Genomic DNA, 13686 nt, shown 5'->3' with positions numbered 1-13686 from the left:
CGCACCGACGATCCGGCGTCTCGGTCGTCCGACGGCGGGTCGGAGCCATTCGGGCGGTCAGCCCACGGGCAGCGTGACCGACGACGGCGTCGCGCCGCCGGAGCAGATCCGGTGCGTCGTCGGAACGCCGTGGGTGGCCTCCCCGACCGGCTCGCCGGTGCCGAGGTTGCGGGCGTAGCGCGGGTGCGCGCCGCCGGAGACCTGCAGCCGGACGCGGTGCCCGGCCCGGAAGAGGTGCGCGGTGTCGGGCAGCGTCGTCTCCACGACCCGCTCCCCCGTCGTCGGCTCCTCGCCGGGCGCCGGGTCCAGCCGGATCAGCCGGTCGGTGATGTTGACCGACTTCCCGTTGGGTTCGACGTCGCAGAGCCGGAGGAAGAGGTCGGCGTACGGGTTGTCCGGGTTCACGTGCAGCCGGATCCGCGCCCCGCCCATCAGCTGCACCGGCGTGCGCAGCGACGGCGTCGTGAAGGTGCGGACGTCGTCGCGCGCCTCGAGCTCGCGGTTGTCCCGCTGCCCGGCGCTCCCGGCGAGCACCCGGCCACCGACCGAGGGCGTGGGGTCCATCGGGTCGTAGCGGAAGGTGGTCTCCCCCGCTTCGGCCGGTGCGTCGTCCGCCAGCCGCCCGTCGGCGCTGAGGAAGAACTCGCGGTCGGTGCTGGCCGGTGGCCAGTCGGGCATCGCCCGCCAGGTCCGCGCGCCGGTGTCGTACACCTGCACGCGAGCCTTGCGCGGCTCGGCCTCCGGGGCGCCGGCCACGGGCAGGTGGGCGTTCAGCCAGGCAAGGCTCTCCGGCGTCGTCACGGCGGCGTCGATGGTGAGGTGCGCCCAGGGCCCGATGGTCATGCCGACGTCGACGCCGCGGTCGCGGAGGGCGGCGTACTGGTACAGCGTCTGCTCGACGAACCAGTCCTGCCAGCCGCTGATCAGCAGAGTGGGGACGGTGCTGGAGTGGACGGCGGGAGTCGCCCGATACCGGTCCCAGTACGGGTCCTCGAGGTCCGGATGGGCGAGCCACTCGTCGAACCAGGGTGCGGGGTTGCCGCCGAAGCGCTCGGCGAGCCCCTGCAGCGGCAGCTCGCCGAGGAAGGGGGTCAGCCGCCGCTCCGCCGTCGCCAGCCGGAGAAGCCCACGCACGAAGCCGACCTGCTCCTGGTGGGCGACGAGGTCGGTCCAGATGGAGAGGTTCGTGAGCTGGAAGGCACCGTCGATCAGGCCCGCCTGGGCGAGGTCGTGCGGGCCGATGTGCAGCACCATCGCCTTGAGCTCCGGCGGCGGGTCGAGCGCCAGGGCCCACTGCGTGTAGCCGAGGTAGCTGGGGCCGAGGGTGGCCAGCCGGCCGTCGAACCAGGGCTGCTCGCGCAGCCAGGCGACGGTGTCCTGGCCGTCGTGCTCCTCGTGGACGACGGGGCTGAACTCGCCGCCCGAGCCGAACGTGCCGCGCACGCTCTGGATGACCACCGCGTACCCGCGCTCGGCATACGGCACGGTCATGGGGAGGGCGAACCCGAGGCCGCGGCCGTACGGGGAGCGCAGCAGCACCGTCGGGTGCGGGCCGGGCGTCGTCGGCAGGTAGACGTCGGCACGCAGGGTGGCGCCGTCCCGCATGGGGACGTCGACGTCGCGGACCACCTGCACCGCGTTGAGCGGGGCGGGCAGCTTCCACCGGCGGCCCAGCGCGGCTGCGGCGGCGCGGGCCGGTCGGGACAGCGGCTGCGGCTGCGCTGTCGACGTGGTGCGGTCGAGCCGGGACACGGAACCTCCAGGTCGGAGCGGTGCGGACGCCGCTCGGGACCTTAACCGCGAGCTCAGCTGGCGAGGTGCGCGGCCAGCCGGTCGAGGAAGGGCAGCTGCGCCTTGACCAGCTTCGTGCGGGCGGTGTCGAGGTCGAACCAGGCGGCGCGGTCGATCTCGGGGAACTGCTGGAGGCGGCCCGAGCGCGGCGGCCACTCCAGCTCGAAGGTGTTGCTGGTGATCGCGGCGGCGTCCAGGTCGCCCTCCCCTGCCCACACCGCGAGCAGCTTGCGGCCCTTCACCTCGCCGAGCGAGTGGAGCTCCGCCGCCGGCACCGGGCAGCCGAGCTCCTCGGCGAACTCGCGGCGGGCGGCGGCCTCGGCGTCCTCGTCCGGGTCGTGCTCGCCCTTGGGGATCGACCAGGCGCCGTCGTCCTTCTTCGCCCAGAACGGCCCGCCCATGTGGCCGAGCAGCACCTCCACCCGGCCGCCGGTGCGGCGGTAGAGCAGGACGCCGGAGCTGCGAACGGGAGGCACCGGAGGAGCTTTCCAGAGTGAGCCGTCGGCGCGCCGGCGACGGCGTCCACGTCCAAGCTCCGAGCGGCCGCGTCTGCCTTCTGCGTCCGCCTCGCTACCGCCCCGCTGGCTCAGTCCCACCACAGCTTCCAGACCGGGCGATCGACGAGCCGTCGCGCAAGCCCTTGGACGGTGCCACCCGACGTGAATCCGAAGCCGTCCACCGGGCCGTCCTCTGCCAGCACGTCGGGACACAGCGCCGCCAACTCCGCGGCGATCGGCAGCGCCTCCGACTCGTCCGCCGGTGGGGACGGCAACAGGAGGGTCATCGTGGCGAACCCGAGCGCCGCGAGGACGGTCCCGAACCGCTCCTCCCAGCTGCGGAGAACCGCGGAGACCTCGACCGCACTCCTCCTGTTGACCGACCCGTGCCAGCCGATCGCGGCGATGGCGTCGGCGGGACGCCTGCACGGGACCAGCCCTATTCGTCCCCATCTCGCTGGGGCGATCGCGCCTCCCGGCACCGAGGCGCGACTCTCGAGGCGCAGCGGCGCCGACAGCCCGGGGAACTCCGCACCGAACGGACGCAGGTGCTCGACGTACGGATCGCTCCCCATGGGAACGAGGCTGTCCGCCCACCCCGCGCCCAACACGGTCTGCGCAGGAAGGGCGTCGACGTCCGTGAGAGGTTGCGGCTCGAACTCCCCGGAGTCCCATGGGCGGTCAGCGGAATCACCGCCGAGCGGCCTCAGCACCAGCGGCCACAGACCCGTTTGCGGGAAGATGTCGACCAACGGCTGCCACATCGCTGCCGCGTCCGAGGTGTCATGGTCGGCCAGCCAGAGCGCAGGCGCGGGCGCCACCTCCGAGGCGAGTCCCCGAGCGACGGCCGGACGCCCGGAGCCCAGGTCGATGTCGTTCAGTCGCAGCCTGCCCTCGGCGGGGAATCGGCTGCGCAGCGATGACGGGACGCGGACGTCGCGCAGCAGCGGGACCGTGATGCACGGATCGGACGTCGCTGTGCTTGGCAACGGAGGGAAGAAGTGCCGACGGGAGCGGGCCATGCCCACACCCTGGGCCAACGACTTCAGCAGCCGGACACCTCATCAGGATCTGTGGATACGGCTGCAAGCGTCCACACGCTCCAGCGCCTCGACCTGGGCGCCACTCCGCAGCTGACCGTGCGAACCCGCTCTCAGCCCCGAGCCGGCCGACCTCTCAGGACTGCGGCAGTCGGAACGAGCACCGCGGCCCGGGCGCCGCCGCGAGACGCCGGTCGAGGGTCCACAGCGGCGCATCGAGCGCCTCGGCGAGTGCGACGTAGGCAGCGTCGTAGGCGGTGATCCCGGGGTGCAGTTCCCACACACGGTCGGACAGTGGCTCGAACGGAAAGCACGTCAGCGGAAGCTCGACGAGGTCGCGGTGGGCCAGCGCACCGACGTCAGCACCGACCCGGCCGCTGAGGACAGCGCGCCGCAGCACGTTCGACACCTCGACGTACACGTGGTGCGGTGCCGCGAGGTCCTCGTCACGCAGTCCGGCGCGCGCCCAAGAGCCGTCCGGCCCGCCATCGACCAGCGCGGCGACGGCGGTGGATGCATCGACGACGATGGTCACCTGCGGTCGGCGTCGCGCAGCTCGGCGATCGCGTCAGCGGGAAGCCGACTACCGGTGGCGAGCACTCGGTGCTGCACCCGATCCCACAGCGCGTCCGGGCTGGGGCGCCGCGCGAGCGCCACCAGCTGGCCCCGGAGGTACTCCTGCAACGACTGCCCGGCTCGGGCGGCGCGCGCCGCCAACTCGTCCCGGGTGTCGTCAGGAACGTCGCGGATGGTCACGGACACGGTCACGCATGCAGATTAGCAGCAGGCCCAGCGGTTCGGCAGCGCTGTGGCTACCGACCGAATCGCTCCGAGAACGGCGGGCAACATCCACAGCCGAATGGTTGTCGCCGGACCTGTCCACAGATCGTGCCAACTCGCAGCAGGAACGGATCGACTGTTCCTAGCGTCGCTGCGTGCGCACGCAACTGGACATGGACATCGTCGGACGCCTGGGCCTTGAGGCCCGGACACCGGAGCAGCAGCGACGAGCAGCGGAGCAGCTGGTCGCCTGGGCTGCGGAGCGGCATCCCGCGGACGCTGTCGAGGTCACGCCGGCTGCCCTGCTGGCGGAGGCCGGGGAGATCCTCGAACTCCTGGGCGACCACGCAGCAGCCTCGAAGGTGTACCGACAGGCGGTGACCGCGGAGGGCACCCTCGAACCGGACGTGCGCTCCTCCCTGCACCGCACCCTGGTGTCGGTCGGCGAGCTACCGGCAGCGCGACTGTTGGCGGAGGACGTCCGCCGCTCCGCTCCTGAGGACATCGGGACCTACGCGATCATCGGTGAGACCTACGAGAAGGCCGGCGACCTCAGAGAGGCCCACCGCTGGATGAACCTGGGACTGCAGCGCTTCGGCGGACCAACTACCGACCACGACTCGGAGCGTCGAGCGCTCGATCTGATCCTGCTCGCCATCGTGCGCCGGCGAATCCGGCGGGCGCTGGGGCTGTCACCCGACGCCATCGATCGCCTGGCCGACCGAACGGTACGCAGCCGCAGGAGGACGGCAGCGGAACGGTGACCACAGGCCGCCCGCGAGGGACCGCCCGTGGGGCCGGAGGCCGACATGGCTGGAGCTTCGCTGCCCGATCGGTCCGGTGGATCGCCGCGAGCCCGAGACTCGATCAGCCCGCCGATGCCGTTGGCCAGGCGCGCCGCGGACAGGCGCCTCCACTTACCTGGATCGGCGGAATCGCACGCGGCGGGCCCGCCGATCGACCGCATCCACTGCCCAACCCGCGTCAAGCCACGCGCGCGCCTGGACATGCGTCGGATCGTTCGCCCACCAAGCACGGTGGTGATCCGCAGACGCAGGTAGCGCGGCGCCGAGGAGCTCATCGATGTCGGCGAACCCGAGGGTGACCTCGACTCCCCTTCCGAAGTCGCCGAACCACTGCCCGAGCGGGTCGTACTTGCTCACGTCGATGCCCCCGAGAGCCTGCGGGCCACGGCCTCGCCGCCGAGGCGCCGGATCAGTTCCATGTCGCCGCACACGACCAACAGGTCGCGGGCCCGGGACAGCGCCACGTAGAGCATCTCCTTCGCGCGGGCCTCGTCCCGGAAGCCGTTGACGGCGAGCACGACGGCCGGGCGCTCCAGCCCCTTGAAGCCGAGCACGTGGCCGTAGAAGACGTCGTCGTCCTGCCAGTAGGTGGCCCAGTAGGCGTCCTGGCCCTCGGCCTGCCGCTCCACCTGCACCGGATGACGCCGGTGCGTGGTCAGCAGTGCCACCGACTCCGGCGGCCACCCCTTCTCGAGCAGGCCGTCCGCGACGTCGTCGGCCGCGTCCACGGCGTCCTCCGCTGCGCACTGGACGAACCGGACCGGCACTCCGGCCTGGCCGCGGATGCGCATCTGCTCGGGCGCGAGGCTGGAGAACGTGCCGGCGATCTGCTTGGTGTTGCGCAGGTTCTCGTTGAGCGGGATCGGCATCAGGTCGACGGTCGGGCGCCCTTGCCGCGCGAAGATGCGCTGCCCCTCGTCGGAGAAGACGTACAGGCAGCCGGTGGCCGGCTCGCGCAGCGCCGCCACGACGGCGTCCCACCAGCTCTGGGCGAAGTCCTGCCCCTCGTCGATGACGATCGCGTCGAACCGCTCGCCCTCCGGCAGCGCCGCGGCCAGCTCCACCATCGCGTTGGGCAGACGCTCCTCCCAGTAGCCGCTGTCGTCGTCCGAACCCGGCTCGACACCCCAGCCGATGCCCAGGTTGTGGAAGGTGCCGACGTAGGCCGGCCGCTGCCGCTTCGGCAGCGTCTCCACCCGGCGCTTGAGGAACTCCGCGAGGCCGCGGGAGTAGCACATGAGGGCCACCCGCTGACCGTCGGCGGCAAGCCGGCGGGCCTTCTCCACGGCGAGCCACGTCTTGCCCGAGCCGGCGCCGCCGCGGATCTCGACCCGGTCGTACGACGCAAGCAGGTCCAGGACCTTGGCCTGGTCCTTGGTCAGCAAATCGCACGCGGCCTCGCGCTCGGCCAGCTCGGCGAGCAGGTGCTGCTGCGGGATCGCCGCGCCGGCCAGGCAGTCGACGAGCACGTCGACGTCATCCGCCGTCGGCGGGTCGGGCTCGTCGCGAACCTTGGCCAGGGCGGCTCGGATGCGCGCGGCGGCGTGCGCGACGTCGGTCGAGTCGATCGCCATCCAACGGGCCAGGCCGGGTGCGATGAAGTCGCCGGGCAGCGTGGTCGCCGGCACCGCGACGAGGTGCGCGGTCCGCGGGCGGCCGGCACTCCAGCGCGGGTGGTCGGCCAGGTACTCGCAGAGCAGGTACTTGCAGGCGACCGCCTGGTCCACGGGCCGGATGACGGTGTCGACGCCGTTGTGCAGCTGCCGCCACTCGCCCCGGTCCAGCGAGACGCTGCCGCCCTTGACCTCCACCACGGCGACGCCCACCCCGGGCCAGCCCACGATCAGGTCGGCCTCCCGGTCCTCTCGACCGTCGCTGAAGCGGAGGTTGCAGAACAGCGCGGCGTCGTCGGGCAGCTGGTCGCGCAGCGTCTCCACCAGCAGCCGCTCGGCCGCGGAGGCGAACTGCGGCTCGTCGGGGAACAGCCGTGCGGTCACGCGCGCGCCCCCCAGAGATCGGCCAGCTCCACGTCGACGACGGCGACTGTCACGACGGCTCCTCTACGCTTCCGGCCGGACGTCGGCCGAGGGGTACGGGGTGCACCGACCCTGACACAGCGGCACGACGGATCCGGCGGTTTCGGGGCGATAAGGCCCGCTCCCGTCACAGCAGCCTCAGCACGCCCGCCAGCGGCGGGTCCCAACGCTGCGGCACGTCAGCCGTCAGCGAAGAGCCGGACGCACTGCGCGCAGGCGCTCTGTGACGCCACGAACGACTCGGGCGCCGAGGCGCGGCGGCAGGTGCGGCACCAGCGGAACGAGCGGCGCCGGTGCGAGGCGATGTCGTCCGCGACCATGGCGATGCCGGGCGGGTCGTGCAGGACGTCGTCGCTCGTGAACCGCGGACCGTCGCCCCACAGCGGACTCGGGCGCACCTCGCCCTCCGAGGTGAGCGGGCGGGCGAGGACGAACCACGGAACCTGCACGCCGATCGCGAGCTGCGCCGGCTCACCGCTGACGAACCGCGCCACGCCGTCCCGCTCGTCGGCTCCGACCTCGCGACACAAGCCGGCACCCAGGGCACGGAGGAGGTCGGGGTACGCCACCCCCAGCATCGCGGCCAGCTCCGCCTCGTCGGCGGTCGGCTCGGACTCGCTCCCCCCTGCAGCTCGCAGCTGCCGCACACGAACGCCGCCACGTCCTCCGGCATCAGGCAGCCGCCGAGCGCAACCACCCCCGCGCTCCGCCTGGCGGAAGTCGTCGAACCCCGGCATCCCGTAGACCAGCGGAACCGAGTTCTCCTGCCCGCAGCCGGGACACACCCGCCCCGCCTGCACCCCGACCGACCCGCCCATGCCACTCCCCCGTCCAGCCGTCGTCCGACGGCGAGGCGGACCATGGCACGGGCCACCGACACGGCCGGACCACGTCGGGCACCCCAGGCGCGTGACTCCCCATCCAGCCACTACCGGCCTGGTGGAACAAACCTTGACCGGCTCGCTCGAGCGGCATGTCCGCAGGGAGTCGCTAGAAGCCGACCGTCATTTCGCACGTCGGCCGGTGCTGGACCTCTTCCTCACTCCCCGGGGTGGCGTGCCGATACCAGTGCGGTGAGCTTCGTTGTTCCTGTCAGCAGGATGTGGTCACGTCGGACGCACACCGTGAAGGAGGACTAATGGCTCGGTCGATCGGTGACTGGTTCGCCGACCACGCTCGGTCCCTGCCGGATGACGCTCCAGATGATGAGGTCGTCGAGCCACAGGCGCCGTGGGATGTGCAGTTCTCCGGAACAAGCGCCAAGCGATCCGAGCGGCGGCAGACCGTCACCGGACGAAATCGGGCCGCTGCTCCTGCGCAGCGGCAGCCACGTGATGGTGCCGCAGTCAAGGGAACAACCGGAGGGAAGGCACCAGCTCGGGAGACGATTCTCGCCGCTATCCAGGCGAACCCCCACGTTGATGCCAGGAGCCTTGCGGCTTTCCTTTCGCGGCACGGGACGGCGGTCACGGGCGCTGAAGTCGCAGCGGTGAAGGACCAGTTGGCGTCGCCCTTCAAGGTGATCAAGACCAGACCCGGAAGTCTGCCCACGAGCGCCCTCAAGGCCATGCATGCCATCCATGAGGTCGTACGGGCCAACCCGCAGATGGGAAGAAAGGCCCTCGCTGCGATCCTGCGAAGCCGCGGCGTAGTCGCTACGAAGGCGGAGATCGCAAGCGCGATCGGTCAGGCGCGGGCACCGAAGCCGAGCAATCGCCGCGCCACCGCCGGCAACCGCCAAGCGAAGCAGCCGTCCCACGCGCGACAGAAGATGACAATGGCGCGCAAGCCCGCACGAACCGTCAAGATCGCTGCCAACGCCCAGACGAGCCGGGTCACGCACGAGACGCCGTTGTGCTCTTCCTGCGGCGTGCGAATCAGCATCTACAGCGGGTGTCGCTGCTCCTGACGACGTGCAAGGAGCGGTGACGATCCGCGGAGCAGTCGCCCGCCTCGACTGCTAGCTACCGATGATGCGCGCGCCCCCTGTACGGCCCGTCGGCTGCTCTACAACCGTGCTGGCCGCGCGCCTCCCTAACATCCAGCACCTCAGTCGCCTGCTCACCGGCGGGCGAGTCCGCGCTGCGCGTGTCTGACGAGCTCCGCGGTCATCACTGACCGCCGGCGACGCGGACGAGCGCCCGCTCGAGCGCGTCCATTGCCGCCCGCCGCACGACCGGGTCGACCAGGGCGAGCACCGGAACGTGCACGTGGTGGGTGGCCGCAGACGTCCGCTCGAGTCGGAAGGCCGGAAAGCGACCGGTGACCGCGACCGCGTCGTCGGGGTCGAGCCCGACGGACAGGGTCTGTGGCCTGGCGTAGGCAGCCACCCGCTCCTCCCCGAGCGGACGGACGGCCACGTAGTGCGGCATCACCGAGAGCGTGAGCGCCACCTGCCCGGCCACCTCGTCCACCAGGCTCTGGATGTGGGTGTTCACCTTGTGGCCGGTCAAGGGCTGGAACGACCGCGCGGGCTCCGTGGCGTTCCCGCTCCGATCGGCTCGGCTGCGGTCCTTGCGCACCGGCCGGACCCCGAGGACGTCGGTCAGATCGCGTTCGTCCGCGGAGCGGCGGTAGAGCTCCGCCGGCTTGCCCATCACGCTGGACCCCGGCTGCTTGCGGGCGAACAGCCCGGTCGGCTGGATGAGCCCCCTGCCGACCATGTAGCGACGGAAGGTGTCGATGGACGGCCGCGCCTCCCCCGGTCCCGGCTGCGGCGCCACGGTGTCGTGCAGAGCCTGCAGGGCCTTGAGGGTGAACCGCTCCCCGAGCAGGCCGGCCGGGTCCGGCTGGAGGGCGTAGTCCTGGCGCACCCGGTCGACGGCGAGCCGCACGATCTCGTCGTGGTCGAACGGCTGGCCCTCAGCCTCCTCCACCGGGACGACACGGACGTCCGGGCGGTTGGCGAGCACCGGGTCGACGTCCTCGCCGAGCACGACGACGACGTGCGCGACGGCGAGGACCCAGCCGCGGTCGTCACGGTCCGGGTCGTCGAAGACGTGCAGCTGCTGGGGCCGGGTGCCGCGGAGCCCCACCTTCTCCGCGAGCGAGCGGAGCACCGCGTCGGCCAGCGTCTCGCCTTCGTGCAGGAAGGTGCCCGGAAGCGCCCACTCCCCGCCGTGCGCGCCGCCGTCCGGGCGCTCGTGCTGGAGGACGCCGAGGGCGGCGTTCCGCACGTCGACCACCAGGACGGCGGTGTCGACCGCCACGGACGGTCGCGGGTAGTCAGCCAGCGTGCGGCCCGAGCTGTCCCGACGGGGCTGTGCGGATTGATCGCTCACCCGGTTGACACTATCGGCATGTCTGCGGTTAAGTCTCTATTGAGGCAAATTTGATTCTAAGTAGGGAGGCGAGCATGCAGCTCCATGTCGGACAGGGCACCCACCGCGGCCCGCTCACGATCTTCCCCGTCTGGACGGACGCGCCGGCTGGGCATCGCGGCTACGTCACCGGCACCGACGCTCCAGTCGACGTCGCCGAGCGAGCCGGCCGGCCCGCCGGCGACCAGCTCGTGGTGACCAACCGCGGGCAGCGCCCCGTACTGCTGCTCTCCGGTGAACTGCTCGAGGGCGGCTGGCAGACCCGCGCCCTGACGGCCACGACGCTGCTGGCGCCGGGCATTCCGTCCGTGGAGCACGTGGTCTGCGTCGAAGAGGGCCGGTGGGGCGGGGCTGTCAGCCACTCCCGCCAGGGCCGGCGCGTGCCGGCCGCCGTCCGTGCCCGGTTCGGTCACGCCGACGCGCAGCGGGCGGTGTGGGAGCGGGTCCGCGGCTACGACGCCGTCGCCGGCCCGTCGGAGACCGGCTCGCTGGCCGACCGGCTGGACCGCACGGCGCCGGCCGCCCGCGACCTGACCAGGGGCCTCCGACCCCTGTCCGGGCAGCGCGGGATCCTGATCGGCATCGCCGGCCGTCCCGTCGCGCTCGAAGTCTTCGACAGCGGGCGGACGCTCGCCGCGCACTGGTCCGGCCTGCTGCACGCGGCGACGCTGGACGCCCTCGGCCGGTCGGACGTCCGGACCCCGGCCGCGCTGGCACGCTCGTTCGCCGAGCGCGTCGAAGGCACCCGGCTCACCACGGGGGCCCCGGCCGGGCTCGGCCGCCGGCTCTCCGGTGGCGGTCGGGTCCGCGTGGACGACGTCCGCTGGCACGACCGCACCGTCCACCTGTCCGCCGTCCTCCAGGAGGTCTGAGTGAGCCCGTCCATGCACCGCTCCCACCGCGTCGCCGGCGCGCTCGTCGGCTCTGCGGTGGGTGACGCACTCGGCGCCCCGTTCGAGTTCGGCCCGCCCGGGCAGTTCTCCGGGCGCTTCCCCTCCCCCGCCCGCGGCTCCAAGACGGAGATGTGCGGCGGCGGCTCGCTGCGCTGGGAGCCGGGCGAGTTCACCGACGACACCCAGATGGCGCTGCTGGTGGCTGAGTCGCTGGTGTCGTCCGGCGGGCTGGACCCGGCCGACGTCTTCGACCGGTTCTCGACATGGGCGGCGGCCGGGCCGCCGGACATCGGCAACCAGACGCGGGCCGTCCTGGGCTCCGGCCGGCCGTGGGACGTCGCCGCGGCCGAGCACTTCGCCCGGTCCGGTCACGCGGCCGGCAACGGCTCGCTGATGCGGACGACGCCGGCCGCCATCCGGTTCGCCCGGGACGGGCGTGAGGCGACCATGGACGCCGCCCGGCGCATCTCGGCGCTGACCCACGGGGACCCCTCGGCCGGCGAGGGCTGCGCGATCTTCTCCGAGCTGATGCGGGTGGCGCTCGACGGCGGTGACCCGCTGACGGCGATCCCGTCTGCGCTCGACGCGGTGGCCCCGGAGCACCGGGAGCGGTGGGCGACCGTGCTGGCGCCGTCGTGGACGCCTGCGGACGCGACCGAGTCGAACGGCGCCGTGTGGCCGACGCTCGGGCAGGCGGTGTGGGCGCTGCGCAACGGCCGGGACTTCGCCGAGGTGCTGCGGCTGGTCGTCGACCTCGGTGGTGACACCGACACGGTGGCGTGCGTCGCCGGCGGGCTGGCCGGGGCGGTGTTCGGCATGGGCACGATCCCGAGCCGGTGGGCGTCGGTCGTGCACGGCCGCGTCCCCGGGCACGGCGACAAGGTGTGGCGGGTGGCCGACCTGCAGCAGCTCGCCGCCTCCCTCGACGGCGGCGTGCAGCAGAACTACGACCCGGGCGTGATCCCGCGGATCGGCCCGACGGAAGTGCTGCCCGGCATCTGGGCCGGCAACCTCGACGGCGCGCGGTACAGCGACGAGGACTTCGCCGTCATCTCCCTGTGCCGGCTCGGTGAGCCGTTCCCGCACCCGGTGCACCGGATGGCCTACATCGCCGACAACGAGCACAACGCCGATCTCGACGTCATGCTCGCCGACGTCCTGGACGACATGGCCGCGCTGCAGGCCGAGGGTCACCGATTGCTCGTTCACTGCCACGGCGGCGCCTCGCGCACCGGCCTGGTGCTGCGCGGCTTCCTGGTGCGCGAGAAGGGGATGTCGGTCGAGGAGGCGACGGCGCACGTCGCCGAGCGCTGGCCGCACCTCGGGCTGTGGAACAGCAGCTTCACCGCTGCATTGCATCAACTCGCTCACTGACCGCCGGCCTTGATTCCGAGGGCACCGCCTCACGCTCGTCAGAGCGTCATCGCTCGTCGCCACCCTCGATGGGCTCCTCAGTGTCGAGGTCCTGACGAAGGTTCGGCGGCAACTCGAGACCGTACTTCTCCGCGAGCAGCATGGTCGCCCCGTAGTGACGCGCCTGCTTGGCGATGTCGCCGAGCACGTGGGCATTGGTTCCTGCACCCGCGAAGATGGCAATCAACGGCATGCCCATGCGGGCGTTCTTCACGGGCACCCGGCCGCCACCACCCATCTGCTTCATGAGCTTCTCCACCGCAGCCATGAGGCGGTGGTCTTCGCGGAGCTTCTGGCTCCAATTGATGCGGCCCTTTGCGGCACTGAACGCCGCGCCGGCGCTCTTGACGGTTCCGGCTTTGGGCCCCTGATTCCGGTAGGCGCGTACGACCATGCGGTCGATCATGTGGCGCATGGCTGGGTCGCCCGCGTCGAAGCCGTACGCGTAGCAGATGCGAGTGGCGATGGCGCCGCTGAGCGCCTGCATGGCCACCATGTCGAGAGTGATCGCCGCCAGGCTGCCGACGACCGGCACCGGAATCATGGCGAGCGCGCCGAAGCTCGCACCCTGAGCCGCCCCGAGCGTTCGCCAGCGGAGAACCATCCCCTCTGTGAACTCTTCCAAGAGCTGGAGATCGAGCTCCTTCAGGTCCTTCAAGCAGGTGACGTCGCGGCCCTTGTTCTGATGGTGATCGATGACCGCCTGTTGGTCGGTCAATTCGACCACCCAGTCGTTGATGAGCTCGAGCAGGTGGACGACGCCCTTGACCGTGGGCACGAGGGCGGCATCCAGCGCGTGACGCGCGACCTCCTTGACCCGGTCCGGAGTCACCTCGGAGACCGCACGACCGGCCTTAGATGCCGTGTCCTTGGAGGCCAGTGCAGCCGTACCCAGCGCTGCCCTGAAGCGCGGCGACATCAACTGCCTCCTCGCGACCTTCTCCCCCCAATGCGACTGCAACTCGTCCCACCTGGCTCGCTCGTAGGACGACATGGGGTTCAGGCTGGGCCCGCTTTCGATCATTCGGAGGAGGTGAACCGCCCCGGCAAGTCCGGAGACTCCGTTCCTTGGGAAGGATGGAGTCATGGCAGGAAGTTCCACCACGAGGT

At 71.9% G+C, this 13686-nt stretch carries 14 protein-coding genes; 4 read left to right on the top strand and 10 right to left on the bottom strand.

The genetic code is table 11. The annotated features are described in order from the left end of the window. Window positions 1–57 precede the first annotated feature (57 nt). The 5 genes from GCU60_RS17960 to GCU60_RS17940 all read right to left on the bottom strand — a co-directional run bounded on the left by GCU60_RS17960 (window position 58) and on the right by GCU60_RS17940 (window position 4096). Window positions 58–1752, bottom strand: a complete 1695-nt coding sequence (locus GCU60_RS17960) for a CocE/NonD family hydrolase (protein WP_163207721.1) — start codon at window positions 1750–1752, stop codon at window positions 58–60. 53 nt (window positions 1753–1805) lie between these two features. Continuing rightward, window positions 1806–2267, bottom strand: a complete 462-nt coding sequence (locus tag GCU60_RS17955) for an NUDIX domain-containing protein (protein WP_163207719.1) — start codon at window positions 2265–2267, stop codon at window positions 1806–1808. A 110-nt stretch (window positions 2268–2377) separates the two neighbouring features. After that, window positions 2378–3310, bottom strand: a complete 933-nt coding sequence (locus GCU60_RS17950; RefSeq protein WP_163207717.1) for a DUF4253 domain-containing protein — start codon at window positions 3308–3310, stop codon at window positions 2378–2380. A gap of 154 nt (window positions 3311–3464) precedes the next feature. Then, on the bottom strand, window positions 3465–3863 hold the full coding sequence (locus GCU60_RS17945) for a PIN domain-containing protein (RefSeq protein ID WP_163207715.1): 399 nt from the start codon (window positions 3861–3863) through the stop codon (window positions 3465–3467). Then, a complete protein-coding gene (locus GCU60_RS17940) occupies window positions 3860–4096 on the bottom strand; it encodes a FitA-like ribbon-helix-helix domain-containing protein (RefSeq protein WP_163207713.1) in 237 nt (78 codons plus the stop codon). The genes GCU60_RS17945 and GCU60_RS17940 overlap by 4 nt, the downstream gene beginning before the upstream one ends. A gap of 167 nt (window positions 4097–4263) precedes the next feature. Here GCU60_RS17940 and GCU60_RS17935 point away from each other — a divergent pair, with 167 nt between their 5' ends. Further along, on the top strand, window positions 4264–4872 hold the full coding sequence (locus GCU60_RS17935) for a tetratricopeptide repeat protein (RefSeq protein WP_163207712.1): 609 nt from the start codon (window positions 4264–4266) through the stop codon (window positions 4870–4872). A gap of 153 nt (window positions 4873–5025) precedes the next feature. Here the strand turns inward: GCU60_RS17935 and GCU60_RS22325 are convergent, their stop codons facing one another. The 3 genes from GCU60_RS22325 to GCU60_RS17925 form a co-directional block, all read right to left on the bottom strand. Next, complete coding sequence (locus GCU60_RS22325) at window positions 5026–5271, bottom strand: DUF7662 domain-containing protein (RefSeq protein ID WP_430537430.1); 246 nt, start codon at window positions 5269–5271, stop codon at window positions 5026–5028. Then, on the bottom strand, window positions 5268–6911 hold the full coding sequence (locus GCU60_RS17930; protein WP_163207710.1) for an NERD domain-containing protein: 1644 nt from the start codon (window positions 6909–6911) through the stop codon (window positions 5268–5270). Before GCU60_RS17930 ends, GCU60_RS22325 begins: the two co-directional genes overlap by 4 nt. 218 nt (window positions 6912–7129) lie before the next feature. Further along, the gene (locus tag GCU60_RS17925; RefSeq protein WP_239521391.1) at window positions 7130–7597 is read right to left on the bottom strand and encodes a hypothetical protein; all 468 of its coding nucleotides are present in this window, start codon (window positions 7595–7597) and stop codon (window positions 7130–7132) included. Window positions 7598–8088: 491 nt separating this feature from the next. Here GCU60_RS17925 and GCU60_RS17920 point away from each other — a divergent pair, with 491 nt between their 5' ends. Further along, window positions 8089–8859, top strand: a complete 771-nt coding sequence (locus tag GCU60_RS17920; protein ID WP_163207706.1) for a hypothetical protein — start codon at window positions 8089–8091, stop codon at window positions 8857–8859. A 202-nt stretch (window positions 8860–9061) separates the two neighbouring features. On the opposite strand, the gene GCU60_RS17915 is transcribed toward GCU60_RS17920, so the two are convergent. After that, the gene (locus GCU60_RS17915) at window positions 9062–10159 is read right to left on the bottom strand and encodes an NUDIX domain-containing protein (RefSeq protein ID WP_345770676.1); all 1098 of its coding nucleotides are present in this window, start codon (window positions 10157–10159) and stop codon (window positions 9062–9064) included. Window positions 10160–10305: 146 nt separating this feature from the next. Here GCU60_RS17915 and GCU60_RS17910 point away from each other — a divergent pair, with 146 nt between their 5' ends. Together GCU60_RS17910 and GCU60_RS17905 are read left to right on the top strand one after the other, a co-directional pair. Beyond that, the gene (locus GCU60_RS17910; RefSeq protein ID WP_163207702.1) at window positions 10306–11142 is read left to right on the top strand and encodes an ARPP-1 family domain-containing protein; all 837 of its coding nucleotides are present in this window, start codon (window positions 10306–10308) and stop codon (window positions 11140–11142) included. Next, entirely contained in the window at window positions 11143–12537 is a 1395-nt protein-coding gene (locus GCU60_RS17905; RefSeq protein WP_163207700.1) for an ADP-ribosylglycohydrolase family protein, read from the top strand. It abuts the gene before it with no gap. A gap of 46 nt (window positions 12538–12583) precedes the next feature. Here the strand turns inward: GCU60_RS17905 and GCU60_RS17900 are convergent, their stop codons facing one another. After that, window positions 12584–13570: an EcsC family protein gene (locus tag GCU60_RS17900; RefSeq protein WP_163207698.1), complete on the bottom strand. Its 987-nt coding sequence runs from the start codon at window positions 13568–13570 to the stop codon at window positions 12584–12586. Between the last annotated feature and the right edge of the window lie 116 nt (window positions 13571–13686).

The organism is Blastococcus saxobsidens, assembly GCF_010682065.1.
Taxonomy (GTDB): Bacteria; Actinomycetota; Actinomycetes; order Mycobacteriales; family Geodermatophilaceae; genus Blastococcus; species Blastococcus saxobsidens_B.
The sequence above is the reverse complement of the archived record's forward strand: the minus strand, read 5'-3'. Positions and strand labels throughout refer to the sequence as shown.

Excerpts from the sequence above, each read along its gene's own strand:
- GCU60_RS17950 (WP_163207717.1), bottom strand. The coding sequence starts at position 3,310 with ATGGCCCGCTCCCGTCGGCACTTCTTCCCTCCGTTGCCAAGCACAGCG.
- GCU60_RS17920 (WP_163207706.1), top strand. The coding sequence starts at position 8,089 with ATGGCTCGGTCGATCGGTGACTGGTTCGCCGACCACGCTCGGTCCCTG.
- GCU60_RS17910 (WP_163207702.1), top strand. The coding sequence starts at position 10,306 with ATGCAGCTCCATGTCGGACAGGGCACCCACCGCGGCCCGCTCACGATC.
- GCU60_RS17900 (WP_163207698.1), bottom strand. The coding sequence starts at position 13,570 with ATGTCGTCCTACGAGCGAGCCAGGTGGGACGAGTTGCAGTCGCATTGG.